This window comes from Moritella sp. JT01 (assembly GCF_001574435.1).
Classification (GTDB): Bacteria; Pseudomonadota; Gammaproteobacteria; order Enterobacterales; family Moritellaceae; genus Moritella.
This window is the reverse complement of record NZ_LOCN01000032.1, coordinates 20,475-39,323: the sequence shown is the minus strand read 5'-3', so window position 1 is coordinate 39,323 and position 18,849 is coordinate 20,475. Positions and strand designations below refer to the sequence as shown.

Genomic DNA, 18,849 nt, shown 5'->3' with positions numbered 1-18,849 from the left:
ACCTTTTTAAGAAAAAAAACCGATAATTAATAATTTTTTAATTTTTTTGCAAAAATAACACTATTAATGAAATTAAATTGATACGCGATTACGCCCAGCAGTTTTTGCTTCATACAACTTCATATCTGCGCGTTTTAACGTGTGCTCAAAACTATGGTTGCTATGACTATGGTGTAGTGCAATTCCTGCACTTAACGTGACATTAAAAGTGGATTCGTCACTGATGAAGCGTAATTCAGAGACTTGATGACGGATTAGTTCTGCCATATCAACAGCAGACATTTCACTATCGAAGAAGCCGATAAGGACGAATTCTTCACCACCGTAACGCATGCAGTAATCATTCTGTTTAGCGTTGTCATTCATTATTCTAGCAACGTGTTTCAGTACTTTATCACCGTTGTCATGGCCATGCTTGTCGTTGACGGATTTGAAGTGATCCAGGTCAATAAATATGGCTGCAAGATGATGATTAGTCATTTTATTATGATTCAGTAATGTCGGTATAATCTCTTTTAAAAAACGTTTTGTATACAAATTAGTCAGGGAATCACGTACCGATAGCTCACTTAATTGATGTACAAAATAGTTAATAATGACAACGATAGTGATAATGAAAATGAGAAAACCAAGTAGCAAGACACCAGATGTTCGACATACCGCCCAGAAAATATTGGATTTCATATCGTCAAGATAAAGCCCTGTACCAATAAGCCAATCCCAAGCTGGGTAGTGCGCAACATAAGATATTTTAGGGAATTCTTCAGATGTGTTTAATTTAGGCCAAGTATAAGAAACCCAACCTCCGCCTTTTCTGGCTTCTCGATCAAATTCTTGGAAAATATATTTACCAGTACTGTCTGCCCAATTCGTCATATTTAAGCCGACTAAATTAGGCATGTAAGGCTGTATGAGGATCTTACCTTTACTGTCGTTGATCCAAAAATAGCCATCATCACCATATGTTGCCGACTCTAGTGTCCGCATCGCCATTTGTTGAGCTTCGACGGTAGTTAGCTTTTCAGATAATTCGAGCTGATGAAAGTGTTGAATAATACCGAGGGCTGATTCGATAAAGTTTTTGGATTGGGCTTTTTTTTCTTCTTCTAAACTAGTTGAAAAAGAATGATAGAAGAATAATACAAAGGCAACGATCCCAATAATAATCATAACTGACAGACCAACCAATTTATTTTGGAGTGGTAGTCGATACGACTTTGAGGATAGGTTGTCCATTGTTACTCCTAATAACGTTAAATTCCATTAATGAGGTCGTGCATCTTTATGCACATACGGAATGTGACATAGCGTGTTATTATATACGTTAATGGTCAAGTTAGCGCTATCATTTGTCATTAATCTACTTATTTCCCCCAATCAATGTAAATCTAGGTGTGATTATTCAAAATGGCATAAGCACTATAATATGGTATATATTACAGTGCTTAGTCGATCATGCTGACATGATATTAATGATGGTTGCGTCGGTATTACTGAATACTACTTTACCATTGTGTGTTTTTTACACTGTTCATCCAGTTCGTTTGTAACCATGCTACAGCCATGTTGTTATTGTTTTACTGATAACGCACAATATGTACTTCATTTTTAAGGTGATAATATATCGTGGATTTAAAAGCATTACTGACGATTTCCGTTGCAGATAAAGTGTTTGCTAACCCTAAACGGATCGCGTTGTTACAGCAGATACAAGCCTGTGGTTCGATTAGTCAGGGTGCTAAACTCGCAGGGATGAGTTATAAAACCGCGTGGGATTCGGTTAAAGATATGAATACTCGTTTATCAGAACCTGTTGTAAATAGCGAAAAGGGTGGTAAAGGGGGTGGTGGTGCTAAATTAACGCCCTTTGGTGAGCGCCTACTGCAAATGTATGCACTGACTGGTCAAATGCAAGATATGGTATTAGAAGCCTTACAAAACCAGGCTATCCCAATGAATAGTTTACTGGATGTGGTGGGGCATTTTTCCTTAAAAACCAGTGCTCGCAATCAATTATCTGGCACTATTTTATCATTAGATAATCATCTTTCGGGAACAGACTCCCACCAAGATAATTTAAATGTACGCCTTCAAGTCGAACTCGCTAGTGGCTTATTACTCAATGCTTGTGTAACCCAAAGTAGTTGCGCACGTTTGTCATTAGTCGTTGGTAAGCCCATTTTATTGTTATTCAAAGCCCCTGCGGTCAGTATTGCGCTGGGAAAATCAGCGTGTAAAAGTAGTAATCAAGTCTTAAGTACCGTTCATGAGATCTACAGTAATAGTCAGACAACTGAAGTGAGCTTAATGATTCTTAACGAACTGGACATGGCTAAAAGCACGATGCCACAAATGATTTATGCGTCGATTGATACACAGTTGGCTAATCAACTTAACCTTACTGTAGGTGGTCAGTGTTATGCGGTATTTTCATCAAGCCAAACAATAGTGGCTTGTATGAGTTAAGTTGATTTTTAGGTTTATTATTTAACGCCAGTCTAACCAATAGCGGCGAACCCCACAAAGCCTTTATCATTGGTTAAAAAATGAATTTCAATACCCACTCCAGTGGCATTATCACGTGCTTGATAGGCTGCGTTATCACTCCCATTATGGTACCAGTGCTGAGAAAATGCCAATAGGCACCAAAGTGTGTTCAGGTGTCAGTGACTTACCTCTACTACTGATTATCTTTGTTACAATTTGTTACAATTCTGAGCATTTATAGGGTTTACTGACATTTACTTACAATTAATTGTTGGTTACACCTATATAGTAACTAGATATCTTATGTATGTTTATGCTTGTAGTGCGCGAAAATAACGAGGTTTTATTGATTATATGTTTGTAAACATGATAAACCATTGATGATGGTAAATATTTTTAGATCCATAATGACACCGCTAACATTACTATATATTATTGATATAAATCATTTGTTATTATCGAGATTTTTATGAACCTATGTTTAATTACACTGACGCTACTATTATCAGTGAATGTTAATGCGCAACAGTCTCAAACGCTTAGGCCGTTAACGTTAAAGTCGATAGAGTTGAATACGGTTGAATTCAAAGCCATTGAAACATCGATTGCAGAATTTGTAAATTATACGGCGACGGGACCTGAATCTGAGCAAATTATGGCTTTAGGTAAAGAAATAATTCGTGTTATTGACGCTGGACTTGTGGAGTTACACAAAGTAAACCCAAAGCAAGTAAAAGCAATTCATCATTTGATGGAATATGTTGAAAGTGCCCATCAAAGTTATATGAAACCGTATAACTTTGTTGTAGTCGGTACTAAAAACAGTAAAGCGTTATATGTAACGCATGATACGGTTTTTCAAGCTGCAGGGTTATGGTTGAAAGATTTATCTTATCAGTATACGAATGATACTTTTACCTATCAGGTTGCTACGGATGCTCAAGCGGATTTGTACCTTTCTTATCGGTTAACGGTTAATTTATCTGGTGCTATCACTTTATGTAAAAGTGATGGAATGGAAGAACGTTGTTTGAGTGAAAACTTGAAAGAAGAACGTGTTACATATACAGATAGCCTAACCAGCATTACAGGCGTGGTTGATTTTAACGGTTTTGAGGCCGAATCATTTATTCATTTTTATAGTGACACAGGCAAGAAAACAAGCATTCTTAATAATGTAGATAAAACGGATATTGAGGTTCAGTAAGAAGACGGAGCGAACCTTAATATCAAATGTTTAAGCTGTCTTTTTGAAAGGCTGTATATTCAGTTGATCCCCATTAATATCGAGCTTTAACGCGGTGCTATTTATTGATTCATCGTATGGTTTTTGTTTTTGTTTTTAAATCCATATACGAGGAGAATTCAATACCTTGTTCATTTATTTGTAATCCAGTGTTAATACGTAGATTGTAATTTTTTAGCGCTTCCAATTCGGGCGGTACGGTTTGACCACTGAGTTCTGCTGCGGTAACCAATGGTGTAAATGCTTTACTGTAATCGATTGAGATACTGTATATCCCTGTTGCAGTCATGAGTTTATCGCCAAGTGCATTAGCAATTTTTTCGGATTTAGCACCGTTGAAAATAACCATATGTTCTTTATGCATGATTAACTTAGGGTTAAGTCCTGGCAAGGGGGAAAGTGGCACCAGCGATGATAATTCCACAATATTACCGTTGGCTGGTAATTTCATATCGGCGAATTCAGGTCTGAAAGTCGAAATAATATTAAACAATGCTCTTGGATCGTTGGCTGATAAGCTAATGATTGCGTCTAAACTTTTGATGGTCAGTTCACTTTTATTTTCATCTAAGCTGTAATCAATTATTGCCGCGGAAATTCCTTTAATACTATTGGCCATTGCAGTCATCACACTTAGCATCGCAGGGTTATTTTGTTGAATAGCGGATTGCATCTGTTGTAAAGGTGGGCAGCTATAAGCGGGTTGCTGTAGTTCATTCCAAATATTATTGATTGCGGGTGATAAACTACCGACATCCAACCCTATACCAAATGATAAAACAGTATTATTGAGGTCGTTTACGTATTCAGGAATGAAGCCTGTTAGTTGTGTTAAGGCGGATAATATTGTTTGATTATTGCTTTCGATGACCATCGACATATCGAACGTTGTTTTATCGTTATTAATGTCAAATTGGTGAAAGCCAAATACCGTGCGTGGCCAACTGTTGGCAATGCTGTTTAGTTCCATTTTACATTGGGGTTGTTGATATATTTGTAGTTGGCTTTGATATTTTGTCTGCATAAGTTTCGCAATATGTTGACCAAGTAAGCTTTCATTTGGTGAGGTAATTGCTTGGGTGATTGCTTTGTGGTTTATGTAACTAACTGATTGGTAGGTGAAATTGTGTTTGTCGATAATTTCGTCGAGTATGTTTGAGTTAGCCATCGATTGTTCGACAGGTGTTATACCTAATGCATTTTCTAATAGCAATGATTCGTTTAACCCAATATTAAAGGTAATGGTCAATAGATTGTCATGTTGGCTAATAATCAATTCTAGCTGTTCTTGGTCTGTTTCGTCAGTGAGCGTGTAAGCACGATACTCGCGTTTTTTTATTTGCCGTTGTTCATGGGTAAATCCACTTTTAGCCTCTGCTTTATCTAACAGTGCCCATATAGCATCTGGATTGATTACGTCCACTTTAAATACGGGAATAATGCCGAGGGTATAGAAGTAACCTTGTATTTCTTCTGCAATACCAAACGTAGTCATAAAGGCATCAGCATCTTGCATATTTTCCAGATAACTTTGTGCCAAACTTATAAAAAAACTTAGTGTGGTATTTGTCGGGTCATAATCTTCATCTTCATATATGGCGGTAATGATATCGTCTGGTGAGTCACTGTAAGTATTAGCCATTGAATTGATATAGCGTTTTACGGGGAATGGCACTAATTGACCAGAGAAGATGGCTGTGTTTGCTGGGATATAATTTAATGCGGTGTGTTTATTTAATAGAGTTTGTTCATTTGATACATTGTTTTGTGTCAGTAAATAACCCCCAGCTGCGGCTGCGGTAATTAAAATACCGACAATTAAAATCCGTTTCATTGTATTCATCCATCTTATATTTTGTTATTTATAGTATGGTATATTTATATCTTGTTAGTTAAAGGACGCGCTTTTAATCTAAAATTTAAATCATTAACGCATGATTATTATGAATTAGTGATCACAGAACGATTATCTGCATACGTAGGTGTAGATTAAAATGCCTATTAGCGTTAACTAATAGGCATTTTGTATTTTTAGTCTTGTAAATTAAGCCGTTGTTTGTTCTGTTTGGCTGTCTACTGTTTCAGATTTTGATTTAAGCAATCGACTGGTGATTGTACCAGCGGCCATCGAACCGCTTACATTTAGTGCGGTTCGCGCCATATCGATTAATGGTTCAATCGAAATAAGTAATGCTGCGATAGTCACAGGTAATCCCATGGCTGGTAATACGATAAGCGCGGCGAATGTAGCGCCACCACCCACACCGGCAATACCAAATGAGCTCACAATGATAATCGCGACAAGTGATAAGATGAAGCTAAATTCCATTGGGTCAATACCGACACTTGGTGCAACCATGACAGCTAACATCGCAGGGTAGATACCCGCACAGCCATTTTGGCCAATCGTTGCACCAAATGATGCTGACAGGTTTGCAATTGCGGGTGGTACGTTTAGCTTGTTGATCTGCGCTTCTACGTTTAATGGGATTGTTGCTGCACTGCTGCGTGAACTAAAGGCAAAAGTCAGTACTGGCCAGATTTTCTTGAAGTATTCTGTTGGTTTAACGCCAACAAACGAAACTAAGATACCGTGTACAACAAACATCAGTAAGATAGCAACATAAGATGCGATGATGAAACCAAGTAAGTTAAGGATATCTCCTGCACTTGATGTGGCTACCACTTTCATCATTAACGCTAAGATACCGTAAGGTGTGATCGCCATGATCATTTTAACTAAACGCATGACGATAGCTTGTGATACATCAACAAAGGTATGGATTGGTTTTGCCAATTCGGCATTTTCAGTACTGACTTTAAGTGCCGCAATACCCACTAGAATACCAAAGATAACGACAGCAATAATCGACGTTGAACGTGCGCCTGTTAAATCTGCAAACGGGTTCGTCGGGATAAAGCTCACTAACATTTGTGGAATGCTTAAATCGCTTACTTGTCCTGCACGTGATTCGATAACTGTTACACGCGCTACTTCACGAGCACCTTCGGTTAGACCTTCAGCAGATAAGCCAAACAGTTGCGCGATACCAATACCAATAAGCGCAGAGATCATGGTGGTAAACAGTAATACACAAATGGTTAAACCACTGATTTTACCGAGCGAACCTGAACGGTCTAATTTCACTACCGCTGAGATCATTGATACTAATACTAATGGCATGATCACCATTTTTAGTAACCCAACGTAGCCTTTACCGACGATATCAACCCAAGCAAGGGTTTCTGTAATGATGCTGCTTCCTTCGCCGTAACCAAGTTGGAGTAGTAAGCCAAATATACTACCTGAGACGAGGCCTAATAAAACAAGGCGTGAAAGAGTATGGCCCTTTCGTTGTTGGCCATTTAATAAATAAATGAGAATACCAAAGACGGCTAAGTTAGCGATAACAGCTAATGACATGATCAATTCCTGTGGGTGGTTTTAGCTTAAACAACCAGAGTACTGCCTTATGCGGTTTTTTTAAGCTATTTAATAACAATGGGTTGGATTTATTACAGCAGATTACACTAGTGATCTGGTTACCTAAAAGAATTAAAATTCATTAGATAGTGCATTTAGTAATATAAAAAGTCGTGAGGGGTGGTGGAAGTATAAATCTGAGATTATAAAATTAGTTTTGGCGGATAATCACCTCATAGGGAGTAACTTTAGTCGCTGCATAACTGTCTCAGATCAACGAAATGTTGGCTGTTAATCAACTTGATGTAAAATTAAGTTGAATTATTCAAATAATGTTGAATAATAGGGGTTCAATATAAGTGACTCAAGTCACAACAATAGTCTGAAACAGGAATCATATTCACATGTCTAACTCATTTGTACTCGTGATCAACTCTGGTAGCTCATCGCTAAAATTTGCTCTTATCGATTCAAATACTGGAGATGCTGTTCTTAATGGATTAGGGGAGTGCTTTGGCCTTCCTGAAGCGGCTGTTAGCTGGAAATACGAAGGACAGAAGTCTGAAGAAGCAATTACAGCTGAAGGTGATCACCATGAGCTGGCGATTAATCGTATTGTGGCCTTAATTGAAAGTTTAGGTTTAACGTCACAAATTGTTGCCGTTGGCCATCGTATTGTTCATGGTGGAGAGAAGTTTACCAGCACAGTACAAATTGATGAATCTGTATTAAACGAAATTCGTAACCTGTCAGACCTTGCGCCGTTGCATAATCCTGCTGGTGCAAAAGGTATTGAAGCTGCAATGCATGCTTTCCCATCATTACCACAGTTTGCAGTATTTGATACGGCATTCCACCAGACCATGCCTGCAAAAGCATTTACTGGTGCGATTTCGAACAAGCTTTACAAAGACTACGGTATTCGTCGTTATGGTTTCCATGGTACAAGTCATTATTACGTTAGTCGTGAAGCCGCGAAAATGATTAATAAGCCTGTTGAAGAAAGCAGCTTTATTTCCGTTCATTTAGGTAATGGTGCGTCTGTATGTGCGATTCGTGATGGCCAAAGTGTTGATACAAGCATGGGCTTTACGCCACTAGCAGGCCTTATGATGGGGACGCGTTGTGGTGACTTAGATCCTGGTATCATTGAGTTCTTACTTAAAAAAGGCTGGTCACAAGACGACGTTTTTAAAGAGCTGAATACTAACTCAGGCTTTATGGGTGTATCTGGTTTAACAAGCGATTGTCGTGGTATCGTTGAAGCAATGGAGCAAGGCCATAAAGGTGCGACATTAGCATTCCAAGTATTTACTTACCGCGTGGCAAAATATATCGCCTCGTACATGGTATCGCTTGAATCACTCGACGGTATCATCTTTACTGGTGGCATTGGTGAAAACTCATTACCGATCCGTCGTGAAGTACTAAATTACCTTAAAATCTTTGGTTATCAAGAAGATCAACAAGCGAATGAAGACGCTCGGTTTGGTAATCGCGGTATTATTACTAAAGCGGATACCGCTGTTGTAATGGTTATTCCTACCAATGAAGAGTTTGTGATTGCTCAGCAGTCAGTAGAACTACTGTCATAAATAATTTTTAATTTAAATGATGAAACCCGCTTTTTTAGCGGGTTTTTTTTTATGTTTTTTTAGCCCATTCATCATTAAATATCTCACACAATCACCAATAAGTTTGATGTTGTTAAATATAAGAAATTTAACGTGGGTAACATCCTATTAACCTGCTTGTTAACTATTTATTAACTTTAAATACTGCATATCTTAATTTTTCATTGTTAATATCTCGTGCGATGAGCTATATCCGTGTCTAGTATAGTAATTATGTGTTGATGGTATGTTCCTTTAATGTTGTACGTATTTACCATCTTCTTGTTTGAATTTGACTCTTGTTATTGAAGTGTTAAGGATAAAAACATGAAGAAAAAACTATTATTTGTAGCGTTAGCCTTATCCAGTTCAATCTCGCTGGTTGGTTGTGGTGGTGATGGTGATGATAAAAACACGGGGAAGGTAACTACACCCATAGTTATACCTCCGATGGTCACAGCTATACCTCCGGTGGTCACAGCTCCTGCACCCGTAGTTATACCTCCGGTGGTCACAGCGCCTACACCCGTTCCTACATCCGTTTTTTATAACGTAAAAGTAATCGATGGGTATTTAAAAAATGCGCAAGTTTGGCTCGATATTGACGGTGATAAACAACGTGATGATGATGAACCTTCAATATTATCGGGTGATGGGGGCGTCGCTCAATTAGATGTTACTAATACTGTTAACCCTGAGCAATACTCCGCATTTGCAAAAATAATTTTTGGTCAAACAGTTGATGAAGATACAGGTCCAGTCGCACATGGTTATGTGATGTCAGCACCTCCCGGTGAAAAGGTAATTTCGCCACTGTCGACATTGGTTAGTATTGGTATCGCACACAACACCGATGGAACTGAAACAGCGGAAGAACGGGCTGTAATCCAGCAAGCTGTTATTACTCAAATTGCAAATGATCTCGGCATTCAAGAAGAGTATGTTCTTGGTGATTATATCGCTAGCGGCAGTGGTAGTGCGGCTTATGCAGCAGAACATATTGTCATCTCAAAAATATTACCAAATGATACCGATGAATTTACAGTCATCATTGCCGATAATTCGGATGATGCTGCATTTAATAAGCAGGTTTCAGTCGTCAGCGACATGATTAAAGGTGTTGTTGAAATAACAGCGGAAGAAGACTTTGATACGCAAGTATCCATCTTTGATGATGACGATGATTTAGATACCGATTCTGATGGTGACGGGCTTCCTGATGGTCTTGATACATTTCCTAACGACGCAAATGAGTGGTTAGATTTTGATGGTGATCTTATCGGTAATAATGCTGATCCTGATGACGATAACGATGGTGTTATTGACGAGCTTGATATTGATCCATTCGATCCAGCCTTAGGGCTATCAGAAACAAAACAAGTTATTCAGTTCTTACAAAATAGCAGTATCTTCTACACCTTGTCTGAAGAGTTGAATGATAATGTATCTGAATTATACATAGATGGATTTGTCGTTAATGGCGATTTAGCTGTCACAGAATCTTATCAACGCATTAGAACTGATAATTCTTCGGCGTCATTATCGACTGAAATGTCTAGCGATCTGCTGTTAACAGTATTGGGTTGGACGAATGTAGGTGGTGGTTATACGCTTGATTTAGCGGATGGTATGCTCACGGCTTATCCGACTCGCTATTCTGATATTTCATACCAAGTTACTAGTGTTATGTCTGAACTCAGTGGTTTAAATATCGCTGAAAACAGCATTAATTGGGAAATGTTCATTGACGATAGTACGGTATATCCAGAAGGCGCAATTTCAGCACTCTTTAGTTTAACTGCAAATCAGGATACCTATTCATTATCAGGCGACGCTATTTGGGTATTACGTGGTAACAGCGGTGTCGGTGATGGCGCTGACGCAACCACTTTAAATGAACTTATTACAGCGTCGAGTGCTGGTAATAACCCTGATTCGGGTCTTGTACATGGGGTTTCATTAGGACAGCATGTTGGTGTGGAATTAGTGGCAGATAACACGGTTAACTTTTACACCTTTGATTTTTCTGAAATGGAAACTGCACAAAAAATTGCATCTACAACATGGTCGTTAACATCATTAAATGGCGAGGAAATTATTTCATTCACGGCGCCGCAAATGGTCATTGATAGCTGGGTTGACCGTTGGGTATACGATAGCCCACATATTATATTCAGCGTATATCAAGATCGGGTAGTGAGAGGTTCAGTGCAGAAATCTGGTGAGTTAATTGACGGTGATAAATCTGCGTTTATGAACGAGGTTGCTAAAAATGCTGTTGTGAATGCGGTCCAAGTGGATATTACCGTTTGTGGCTCAGGCGATATTGATACGGATGCTAGCTTAGATGACTTTGAGCAAGCTGTTTCAAATTGTGGTGGATCTTCTCAACCCATTACCAGTGAGATGCTAACGTTACAAAGTTTCCATCGTATTGACGATCAAGGAGAGAGTCGAAACCATGTATTTAGCAATGACGGTACCGTTGTTGTTTATGAGCAGGGGATTGAATCTTATACTCAAGATTGGAGCATTAATGGTGATCGTATCCAGTTAAGTAATACATTTGGTGAAAATGGTGAAGAAAGTAACAATAGTATCTGGGCTTTATTAGACAGTACTGACGCTGCATGGTCAATGAAGGTCTATGATAGCGCAACCTATCGTGACGGTGATAACCAACTTATTACGAACAGTGAGGTTTGGTCGGGCTTACTCGATCTTAGAGATGCGGATGGCGCATATGATTGTGAAATTAGGTATAACTCAGGTCCTGCATCTATCGATGAGTTCAATGCACAACTTGCGGCTTGTGGTGTCCTGCCTGACATGGATTTAGCAGATAACTCTATTTTACGGATCACAGGTTCTCTTCAAACTCGTTCTTATGTATTTAATCTTGATAATACAGCATTTTATTATCGTAACGGTGTTAAGTACAATCGTATATGGGCAATCAATGATGATAGTAATTTAGAACTTTATAATGGTGAAGAACAACCTCTTAATTACGTTATGCGACTTGTTGATGACACAAACGGCAACCTAAAATTTGCAGTGTATGATAACGGTCGTCAATCGATATGGAGCACGACTTATAAAGGTGTCGATCTCTCGGTTGATATACTCGCTTGTGAAGATCTGGACTCAGGATGGGACGAAGTGAATGATGTGCCACTCACGTATCGTAGTTTCGATGAGTTTAAACAAGCTGTTACATCTTGTCAGGATGGTAAATTACTCGCGGCATTCAGTGATGGTTTGATTGACCGAGGGATTACGCTCACGACAGGTGATGCATTAAACCAAGCGGATGATATTGATACATACCAGTTTAACCAAGATGGTAGTGGCGTGTTTACGTATAACAACGGCGCTGGTGATGTCAGTGTTCCAATGACTTGGATAATTTACGAAGAGGGTATCGTTAAGATTGTTATGGAGTATACAGATGGAAATGATGTAGCTCAAACCGCCCATGATTACCTTACAATTGTTGAAACGAACGGCATTGATTTTAGTGTTAAAGTCTTTAGCCGAAGCACTGCGTTACAAGGTATTGATGATACAGATCTCGGTGAGTTAGGGAGTCGTGTATTGAAAGTCCCTGATGTCGAATAACTAAACATCGTATTTTAGTATAGATATTTGTTATGTAATGCCCGTCAGCCTAGCTGGTGGGTATTTTTGACTGAACTCGATTACGTAATTGATTGTTAGTTACATATTGAACATAAGGTTAGATTATGGTCTTTTTCATTGGATAGAAATAGGCCACGACCATTTTACAGATCCTGAAATTAAGATTTTGGTACTTTAGTATTACTCACTTTGGTACTTTGCGAGCCGTTAATCATGGTTTACTAATGCTCGATGTACTTAATTTGAGGTATTTAATATGATGGCGAATAAGAAGTTTATACTTTCTGCAATTGCGTTTAGTCTCCTTAGTTCTGTAAATACAATTGCGGCAGAAAGAGTTAATTTACGTGATAGTGTGCAGAAGCTAGCAACGGCTACATTAGCAGATCCTAGCATATTAGCGAGAGCACCTGCACAACTCTTGGGGCTGTCACGGAACGACGGATTAAGTGTGATTAAAACGTATCGAAATAATAAGGGAGATACGATCACCCGTTATCAGCAAACCTACTTTGGGTTACCTGTTATTGGTGAACAGGCTGTTATATCTCATAATAAGAAGGGCCTTTTTAAACGTGCTCACGGTGCAGTATTACATAATATTGCGGATGATATTTTTGATATCACACCATCGATGACAAAAGTAGATGCATTATTAAAAGCGAAACACTTAAGTATACCTGTAAGTCCATTAGTAATGAGTCAATCGATTGTAACGGAAAACGAAACGTCGCGACTTGCAGTTTGGCAGGATGATGATGGCGTTGCTAGGTTAGTATATGAAGTGAGCTTCTTTCAAAGTGCAGATGAACCGTCACGTCCTTACTACATTATTGATGCTCTGTCTGGTGAAGTCTTGTTGCATTTTGATAACTTGCAAACAGCGGATGGAATTGGTCCCGGTGGTAATGAAAAAACGGGGGAGTATCGTTATGGTAGTGATTTTAAAGCGCTAAATGTGAGCCAGTCTGGTGACACCTGTACGATGAGCAATGAACAGTTGAAAACGGTTAATTTAAATCATGAAACGGAAGGGACCACAGCATTTAGCTTTACCTGCCCAGAGAATACCGTTAAGCAGATTAATGGCGCTTATTCACCACTTAACGATGCACACTTTTTTGGTGGTGTCATTTTTGATATGTATAAAGATTGGCTAAATGTTTCTCCGTTAACATCACAGTTAGTGATGCGCGTTCATTATGATAACAGTTATGAGAATGCGTTTTGGAATGGTGAATCTATGACCTTTGGTGATGGTGCAGATACCTTTTATCCTTTGGTTAGTTTAGATGTATCAGCGCATGAGGTGAGCCATGGTTTTACAGAGCAAAACTCTGGACTAGTATACTCAGGTAAGTCTGGTGGTTTAAATGAATCATTCTCTGATATGGCTGGTGAAGCGGCTGAATTTTATATGCGTGGCAGTAACGATTGGTTGGTCGGTGCTCAAATAATGAAAGGTAGTGGTGCGTTACGGTCTATGAGTAATCCGACGATGGATGGTAACTCGATCGATAACCAAGCGGATTATCGTTATCTTATGAATGTTCATCACAGCTCGGGTGTGTATAACAAAGCGTTTTATAACTTAGCGACAACGCCTGGTTGGGATACTAAGAAAGCATTTGTCTTATACGCAACGGCTAATCAACGTTACTGGACACCAAACAGTAATTGGGATGATGCTGGTAACGGGGTTATGGATGCAGCCTGTGACCTAGACTATAGTGTGGATGATGTTCTGGCCTCGTTAACGGCCGTAGGTATCGTTGCTGATGTGAAAGATGACAGTGAATGTAGTGTTACGCCACCACCTGTTATTGAAATTGATAGAACAGAATCAAATATATCGACCAGATTTTTCAGGCCCGCTCATTTTAAACAAGAATTAGGTAAAGGCTACACGCGTCTTACCGTGACATTGGCTGGTGGAACGGGTAATGCCGATCTTTATGTAAAACATGGGGATAAATTATTATTCTCTAAATCGGATTGCATCTCCAAAACACCGGGTAATATTGAAACCTGCGTAATTGATAATCCAAAGGCTGGTATTTGGAAGATTGATATTCGCAGTTATGGTTCAACGTCGGATGTGATCCTTAATATTCAGGCTCAATAATGGCCTAAGTCTTTTATTCTAGTTATAAATAAGTGATCACCTTAGGTTGTTGGTAAAGGTGATCATTCTACTCAATTTGTTCAATATAAAACTTTCTCTTGTTCATCCACACCTTAATAGCGCATTATAATAACATAAACATTATTATCCTAAGGAAGGTTATTAAATGGATCATGAACAAGCATATAAAATCGGTACGCCTGGTCAAAAGTGGACCGCTGAAGATAAAGCTGCATGGTTGGCGAAACAAACTGTAGTACGGACTTACCAGCAAGAGGTACTTGCTAAATTAGCACCACTAAAGAAAGATTTTGATGTTGAACAGTATGGTGCTCTGTCTTATGACCCGGCTCGTTTTCCGTTGTTTGTTGTTAAAACACGTCATTGGGATAATGCTAAACCGACGATATTAGTGACTGGTGGCGTGCATGGTTACGAAACCAGTGGTGTGCAAGGTGCTATTCGTTTCATTGAAACACAAGCACTAAATTATAGCGCGCAGTTTAATATTGTGGTTGCACCTTGTGTTAGTCCTTGGGGTTATGAAACCATTAATCGCTGGAATCCAAACGCCATTGATCCAAACCGTTCTTTTGTTGAAAATAGTCCAGCCGAAGAGTCTGCCGCATTAATGCAATGTATTGCGACACTTGATGTTCAGATCACTGCACATATCGATTTACATGAAACGACGGATACAGATAATAGTGAGTTTAGACCTGCATTGGCTGCGCGTGATGCTGTTGTTCATGATAATTGGAGTATTCCCGACGGATTTTATTTAGTGGGTGATACGCTTAACCCGAATACTGAATTTCAAACGCATATTATTAATGCCGTTAGCAAGGTTACCCATGTCGCACCAGCCGATGATAGCGGTCGTATTATTGGTGAAAAACTGGCTCAGTTTGGTGTCATTAATTATGCAACTAAGGCGTTAGGTTTATGCTCTGGGTTCAGTGATTGTACTTATGGCACAACAACGGAAGTATACCCTGATAGTCCATTAGTGGATGATGAGAACTGCATTCAAGCACAGGTTGTTGCGATTACCAGCGGTCTTGATTACCTACTTAAAAAGGCTAAATAGACAATTAAAGGTAAGTCTCTATTACGCTTTAAGGTGGATAGGGCAATATTATTAAGCGAGTAAAAACTGCGGTAATTTTGTACACGATTCGATCTTTGCTGGTAAAACGATTACCATCAAAGATTAATCAGTGTTTACGCACTGCCGCTGTATAATATTGCATTGTAATGATATGACGTGAAGCAGAGTCGTCTGACCGAAAGTCACGTTGTAAGGATAAGTTTTGGATTTATTGAATGATGAAAAGTTTATGCTCCATGCATTAGAACTTTCTAAATTAGCGTTACCACATTGTCGACCTAATCCACCTGTTGGTTGTGTGTTAGTTAAAAATAATCGAATTGTTAGCGAAGGTTTTACTCAAGCGCCTGGTAAACATCATGCCGAAGCACAAGCTATCGCTCAATATGACAATTCGCTGGAAGAGGTAACTGCTTATGTTACTTTAGAGCCTTGCTCGTTTATCGGACGTACACCATCCTGTGCGCATTCGCTTGTTGGTCGTAATATAAAACGTGTGGTTGTGGCAGTTGTTGACCCTGACCCGCGTAACAGTGGTAAGGGCATTACAGTGTTAACTGATGCCGGAACTGAGGTTGAAGTAGGTGTCTGCCAGCGTGAAGTGAGCGAGTTTATCACGCCTTATTTATTGAAGTAGTAAGCTTGTATTATTCTAATTAACTGAATGTACTAGATATTTTTATTTAGTATTTAATTGATAGATGGATTTACCTTAATGAAAAAGTTAGCTGTAACGATAACTGCATTAACATTTACACTCGGGTTGACTGCTTGCGCAGAACTAAAGACCGTTGGTCGTGATATCGGTCATGCAACAAGAGATGTCACTAAGTCGATTGGCCATGCATCTCGTGATATTGCTAAAGATCTAAGTAACGAAGTTAAAAACTAGATTAAAATAAAGGCATAAAAGTGCTAAGGCATCATCGATGAGCACTTTTAGACGCATTGAACTCATTATTGTAATATTAGCGAGCAGTGCGTTTTTTTGCCTTATATCCTAAACGAATCCCATCTCTAATATTTAAGCCGATCATGGTAAAGTTCGTCATCCCAGCGATTATTTCTAAAATTTGAACTGTCCAATATAACCCATCGAATTGCCCTAATGCAGACCACCTCGCTAATATTATTGCTGTGGGTAATAAAATGATCACCCCATTGATGGCTGCAATCTTCATCCGAGTCTGTTTGATCTTAAATACGCCTTTCATCGCGCCAGGGTATAGTTTTTTTGCAGATATACCGGTGACCATCATGGCTAAAATGAGTCCAGGAATAAACATGAGTATGGTACTTTTAACGTGTGCAATCAGCTGTGGTGTTGCTAACAGATCAGCAATGATGGTACTTGTAATAAATGATGTTATAAGTAAAAGTGCAAATATCGCCGCTATTTTGTGTATATTTTTTAGTGTTTTAGTATTCATGGTTATGTCCTAAATGAGTGATAAAAGTGATTACATGACTATTGTTGTATCTGAATTTACCAGCGTGAACGGTATTGGCGGTGACAGTTACGACAAGTCTTGTTTGCTTCTTTTAGTGCATCTTTAGCTGCGTACTTATCTTGCTGTTTGATCGCTCCGTCCATTTTTATAAAGCTATTGTCCATTTTTGTTAATGCGGCTTTAAATTTCATATTGTCATCCCATACTTTATCTTTGGCTTTGCTGCCTGATTGACTACCTGGTACGAATAGGGTTTGTAAAGATGCTGAGTGAGCGGTCAGCTCTGCACTCTGCACTTCAAGTTGTTGCCAGTTTGGTGTTGAGTTTCCCAATGCTTTGTTAATTTGTTTTTGCTGTTTATCAATTTGTGAAAAAGCGGTTTGGCGTTGTTCCACATCTTGTATTAATGACGCTGTCGATAAATTCTCTGACGCTGCTACTGATGTGATAGCAAGGCTAAGAGTGAGTGATAGCGCTGAGATTACTGTATTAACGCGTTTTGATACTGACATGGTTAACTCCTGATTAAGTGTTTAGGGTTGTCTCTGTTGACTTGCCCATTAATATACACAACAACTATTGCGCGTGCAACTGTTGTTGTGTATATTGTTGTTGTTGCATTTAACTGAGGTCTTAAAAATGAAAATTTGGGATTTACCAATACGTTTATATCATTGGTTACAAGCTGTATTATTTATGGCGCTTATCATTACTGGCTATAATGGCGAAGGGCCGCACATACAGTTAGGCTTAGGCTTATTCACGTTAATTATGTGGCGAGCAATGTGGGGCTTTATTGGCAGTGAAACGAGTCGCTTTAAACAGTTTGTTCGATCGCCAGAAGTAATATTACGATACTTCCGTGAGCAGGAAGAGGAGAGTATTGGTCATAATCCTGCTGGTGGTTGGATGGTGATAAGTCTGTTACTTTGTTTATTATTACAATGTATTTCTGGCCTAGTACTCGCTGGCTTTGCTGATAACTTACCACTGGCAGAATTGTGGCTAACAGATTGGTTATTTGATGTTTTTTCGTCTATTCATAACTTATTGTTCTATATCTTACCGCTATTAATCTTCATTCATGTCGGTGCTATTATTGGTTATAAATTATGTGCTAAGCCATTAGTATTGGCGATGGTTACTGGATATCAAGCTAAATGTGTTGCTTTATCTGTACGCTTTGAATCAAATTTAAAAGCCTTGTTGGTGCTTATTGTTGCGGTATTAGTTACCATAGCAATAGTTGCGCTTTCTTAATTGGTATAGGTACAGAATGGAACATAAATTTGATCGTCAAAAAAGCTTTGGTTGGTTACTTAATGTCGTTGCTAACAAAGCATCAAAAGACTTTGATACAGAATTAAAGAAACAAGGATTATCATTAGCGCTATGGCCGACTTTAATGTGCTTATGGGAAGAGGAAGGGGTGACACAACGTGACATTGCTTTAAAATCAAAAGTTGAGAGTTCAACGACAACACGTACATTGGATAAATTAGTGGGGTTAGGATTAGTTGAGCGTCGAGATGATCCAAATAGTCGTCGTACATTTCGTATCTACTTGACTGAAGCAGGTAAAGCTTTAAAAACAAGTTTATTACCCATTCCATTGGCAATTAATACAGCGTTACTTAGTTCATTAGACGTTGAAGAACAGTGCGAAATAGTGCGCTTATTACAAAAAGTGGTTGCTGATATTTAATTCATTCAGGTGTAATTAAGCGCTACTTTTGGATCCTCTCAAAGA

The 18,849-nt window shown here is 38.8% G+C and carries 16 protein-coding genes; 10 read left to right on the top strand and 6 right to left on the bottom strand.

What is annotated here, in order from left to right; translation table 11 throughout:
• Positions 1-72 precede the first annotated feature (72 nt).
• Positions 73-1,170, bottom strand: a complete 1,098-nt coding sequence (locus AKG98_RS19895) for a diguanylate cyclase (RefSeq protein ID WP_067050380.1) — start codon at positions 1,168-1,170, stop codon at positions 73-75.
• Between the two features lie 456 nt (positions 1,171-1,626).
• On the opposite strand from AKG98_RS19895, the gene AKG98_RS19890 reads away from it, so the two are divergent.
• The gene (locus AKG98_RS19890; protein WP_067050221.1) at positions 1,627-2,466 is read left to right on the top strand and encodes a TOBE domain-containing protein; all 840 of its coding nucleotides are present in this window, start codon (positions 1,627-1,629) and stop codon (positions 2,464-2,466) included.
• A 32-nt stretch (positions 2,467-2,498) separates the two neighbouring features.
• Here AKG98_RS19890 and AKG98_RS22365 read toward each other — a convergent pair whose 3' ends face one another.
• Entirely contained in the window at positions 2,499-2,639 is a 141-nt protein-coding gene (locus AKG98_RS22365) for a hypothetical protein (RefSeq protein WP_157534177.1), read from the bottom strand.
• A gap of 317 nt (positions 2,640-2,956) precedes the next feature.
• On the opposite strand from AKG98_RS22365, the gene AKG98_RS19885 reads away from it, so the two are divergent.
• Complete coding sequence (locus AKG98_RS19885) at positions 2,957-3,694, top strand: hypothetical protein (protein ID WP_067050218.1); 738 nt, start codon at positions 2,957-2,959, stop codon at positions 3,692-3,694.
• Between the two features lie 109 nt (positions 3,695-3,803).
• Here the strand turns inward: AKG98_RS19885 and AKG98_RS19880 are convergent, their stop codons facing one another.
• Together AKG98_RS19880 and AKG98_RS19875 are read right to left on the bottom strand one after the other, a co-directional pair.
• On the bottom strand, positions 3,804-5,567 hold the full coding sequence (locus tag AKG98_RS19880; RefSeq protein ID WP_067050215.1) for a hypothetical protein: 1,764 nt from the start codon (positions 5,565-5,567) through the stop codon (positions 3,804-3,806).
• A gap of 210 nt (positions 5,568-5,777) precedes the next feature.
• A complete protein-coding gene (locus AKG98_RS19875; RefSeq protein WP_067050212.1) occupies positions 5,778-7,157 on the bottom strand; it encodes an L-cystine transporter in 1,380 nt (459 codons plus the stop codon).
• A 404-nt stretch (positions 7,158-7,561) separates the two neighbouring features.
• Here AKG98_RS19875 and AKG98_RS19870 point away from each other — a divergent pair, with 404 nt between their 5' ends.
• The 6 genes from AKG98_RS19870 (at position 7,562) to AKG98_RS22545 (ending at position 16,540) form a co-directional block, all read left to right on the top strand.
• A complete protein-coding gene (locus AKG98_RS19870) occupies positions 7,562-8,752 on the top strand; it encodes an acetate/propionate family kinase (RefSeq protein WP_067050209.1) in 1,191 nt (396 codons plus the stop codon).
• 345 nt (positions 8,753-9,097) lie between these two features.
• Positions 9,098-12,391 carry a hypothetical protein gene (locus AKG98_RS19865; RefSeq protein ID WP_067050206.1) on the top strand — a complete coding sequence of 1,098 codons (3,294 nt, stop codon included), beginning with the start codon at positions 9,098-9,100 and terminating at the stop codon, positions 12,389-12,391.
• Between the two features lie 277 nt (positions 12,392-12,668).
• Positions 12,669-14,537, top strand: coding sequence for a M4 family metallopeptidase (locus tag AKG98_RS19860; RefSeq protein WP_067050203.1), 1,869 nt, complete (start codon positions 12,669-12,671; stop codon positions 14,535-14,537).
• Positions 14,538-14,703: 166 nt separating this feature from the next.
• On the top strand, positions 14,704-15,627 hold the full coding sequence (locus tag AKG98_RS19855) for a M14 family metallocarboxypeptidase (protein WP_067050200.1): 924 nt from the start codon (positions 14,704-14,706) through the stop codon (positions 15,625-15,627).
• Positions 15,628-15,850: 223 nt separating this feature from the next.
• Positions 15,851-16,285: a bifunctional diaminohydroxyphosphoribosylaminopyrimidine deaminase/5-amino-6-(5-phosphoribosylamino)uracil reductase RibD gene (locus AKG98_RS19850; protein ID WP_067050197.1), complete on the top strand. Its 435-nt coding sequence runs from the start codon at positions 15,851-15,853 to the stop codon at positions 16,283-16,285.
• A gap of 78 nt (positions 16,286-16,363) precedes the next feature.
• Positions 16,364-16,540 (top strand): hypothetical protein, encoded by a 177-nt coding sequence (locus tag AKG98_RS22545; protein WP_198155575.1) that lies wholly within the window; start codon positions 16,364-16,366, stop codon positions 16,538-16,540.
• 76 nt (positions 16,541-16,616) lie between these two features.
• Here AKG98_RS22545 and AKG98_RS19845 read toward each other — a convergent pair whose 3' ends face one another.
• Positions 16,617-17,078 (bottom strand): hypothetical protein, encoded by a 462-nt coding sequence (locus AKG98_RS19845; RefSeq protein ID WP_067050194.1) that lies wholly within the window; start codon positions 17,076-17,078, stop codon positions 16,617-16,619.
• 56 nt (positions 17,079-17,134) lie between these two features.
• Complete coding sequence (locus AKG98_RS19840; RefSeq protein WP_067050193.1) at positions 17,135-17,611, bottom strand: cytochrome c; 477 nt, start codon at positions 17,609-17,611, stop codon at positions 17,135-17,137.
• Positions 17,612-17,738: 127 nt separating this feature from the next.
• On the opposite strand from AKG98_RS19840, the gene AKG98_RS19835 reads away from it, so the two are divergent.
• Positions 17,739-18,359, top strand: a complete 621-nt coding sequence (locus AKG98_RS19835; RefSeq protein ID WP_067050190.1) for a cytochrome b/b6 domain-containing protein — start codon at positions 17,739-17,741, stop codon at positions 18,357-18,359.
• A 16-nt stretch (positions 18,360-18,375) separates the two neighbouring features.
• Positions 18,376-18,804, top strand: a complete 429-nt coding sequence (locus AKG98_RS19830; protein WP_067050187.1) for a MarR family winged helix-turn-helix transcriptional regulator — start codon at positions 18,376-18,378, stop codon at positions 18,802-18,804.
• Positions 18,805-18,849: the final 45 nt, after the last annotated feature.

Coding starts and splice junctions, on each gene's coding strand:
- AKG98_RS22545 (WP_198155575.1), top strand. CDS start 16,364: ATGAAAAAGTTAGCTGTAACGATAACTGCATTAACATTTACACTCGGG.
- AKG98_RS19860 (WP_067050203.1), top strand. CDS start 12,669: ATGATGGCGAATAAGAAGTTTATACTTTCTGCAATTGCGTTTAGTCTC.
- AKG98_RS19880 (WP_067050215.1), bottom strand. CDS start 5,567: ATGAAACGGATTTTAATTGTCGGTATTTTAATTACCGCAGCCGCAGCT.
- AKG98_RS19840 (WP_067050193.1), bottom strand. CDS start 17,611: ATGTCAGTATCAAAACGCGTTAATACAGTAATCTCAGCGCTATCACTC.
- AKG98_RS19870 (WP_067050209.1), top strand. CDS start 7,562: ATGTCTAACTCATTTGTACTCGTGATCAACTCTGGTAGCTCATCGCTA.
- AKG98_RS19865 (WP_067050206.1), top strand. CDS start 9,098: ATGAAGAAAAAACTATTATTTGTAGCGTTAGCCTTATCCAGTTCAATC.
- AKG98_RS19845 (WP_067050194.1), bottom strand. CDS start 17,078: ATGAATACTAAAACACTAAAAAATATACACAAAATAGCGGCGATATTT.
- AKG98_RS19885 (WP_067050218.1), top strand. CDS start 2,957: ATGAACCTATGTTTAATTACACTGACGCTACTATTATCAGTGAATGTT.
- AKG98_RS19855 (WP_067050200.1), top strand. CDS start 14,704: ATGGATCATGAACAAGCATATAAAATCGGTACGCCTGGTCAAAAGTGG.
- AKG98_RS19895 (WP_067050380.1), bottom strand. CDS start 1,170: ATGATTATTATTGGGATCGTTGCCTTTGTATTATTCTTCTATCATTCT.
- AKG98_RS19875 (WP_067050212.1), bottom strand. CDS start 7,157: ATGTCATTAGCTGTTATCGCTAACTTAGCCGTCTTTGGTATTCTCATT.
- AKG98_RS19830 (WP_067050187.1), top strand. CDS start 18,376: ATGGAACATAAATTTGATCGTCAAAAAAGCTTTGGTTGGTTACTTAAT.
- AKG98_RS19835 (WP_067050190.1), top strand. CDS start 17,739: ATGAAAATTTGGGATTTACCAATACGTTTATATCATTGGTTACAAGCT.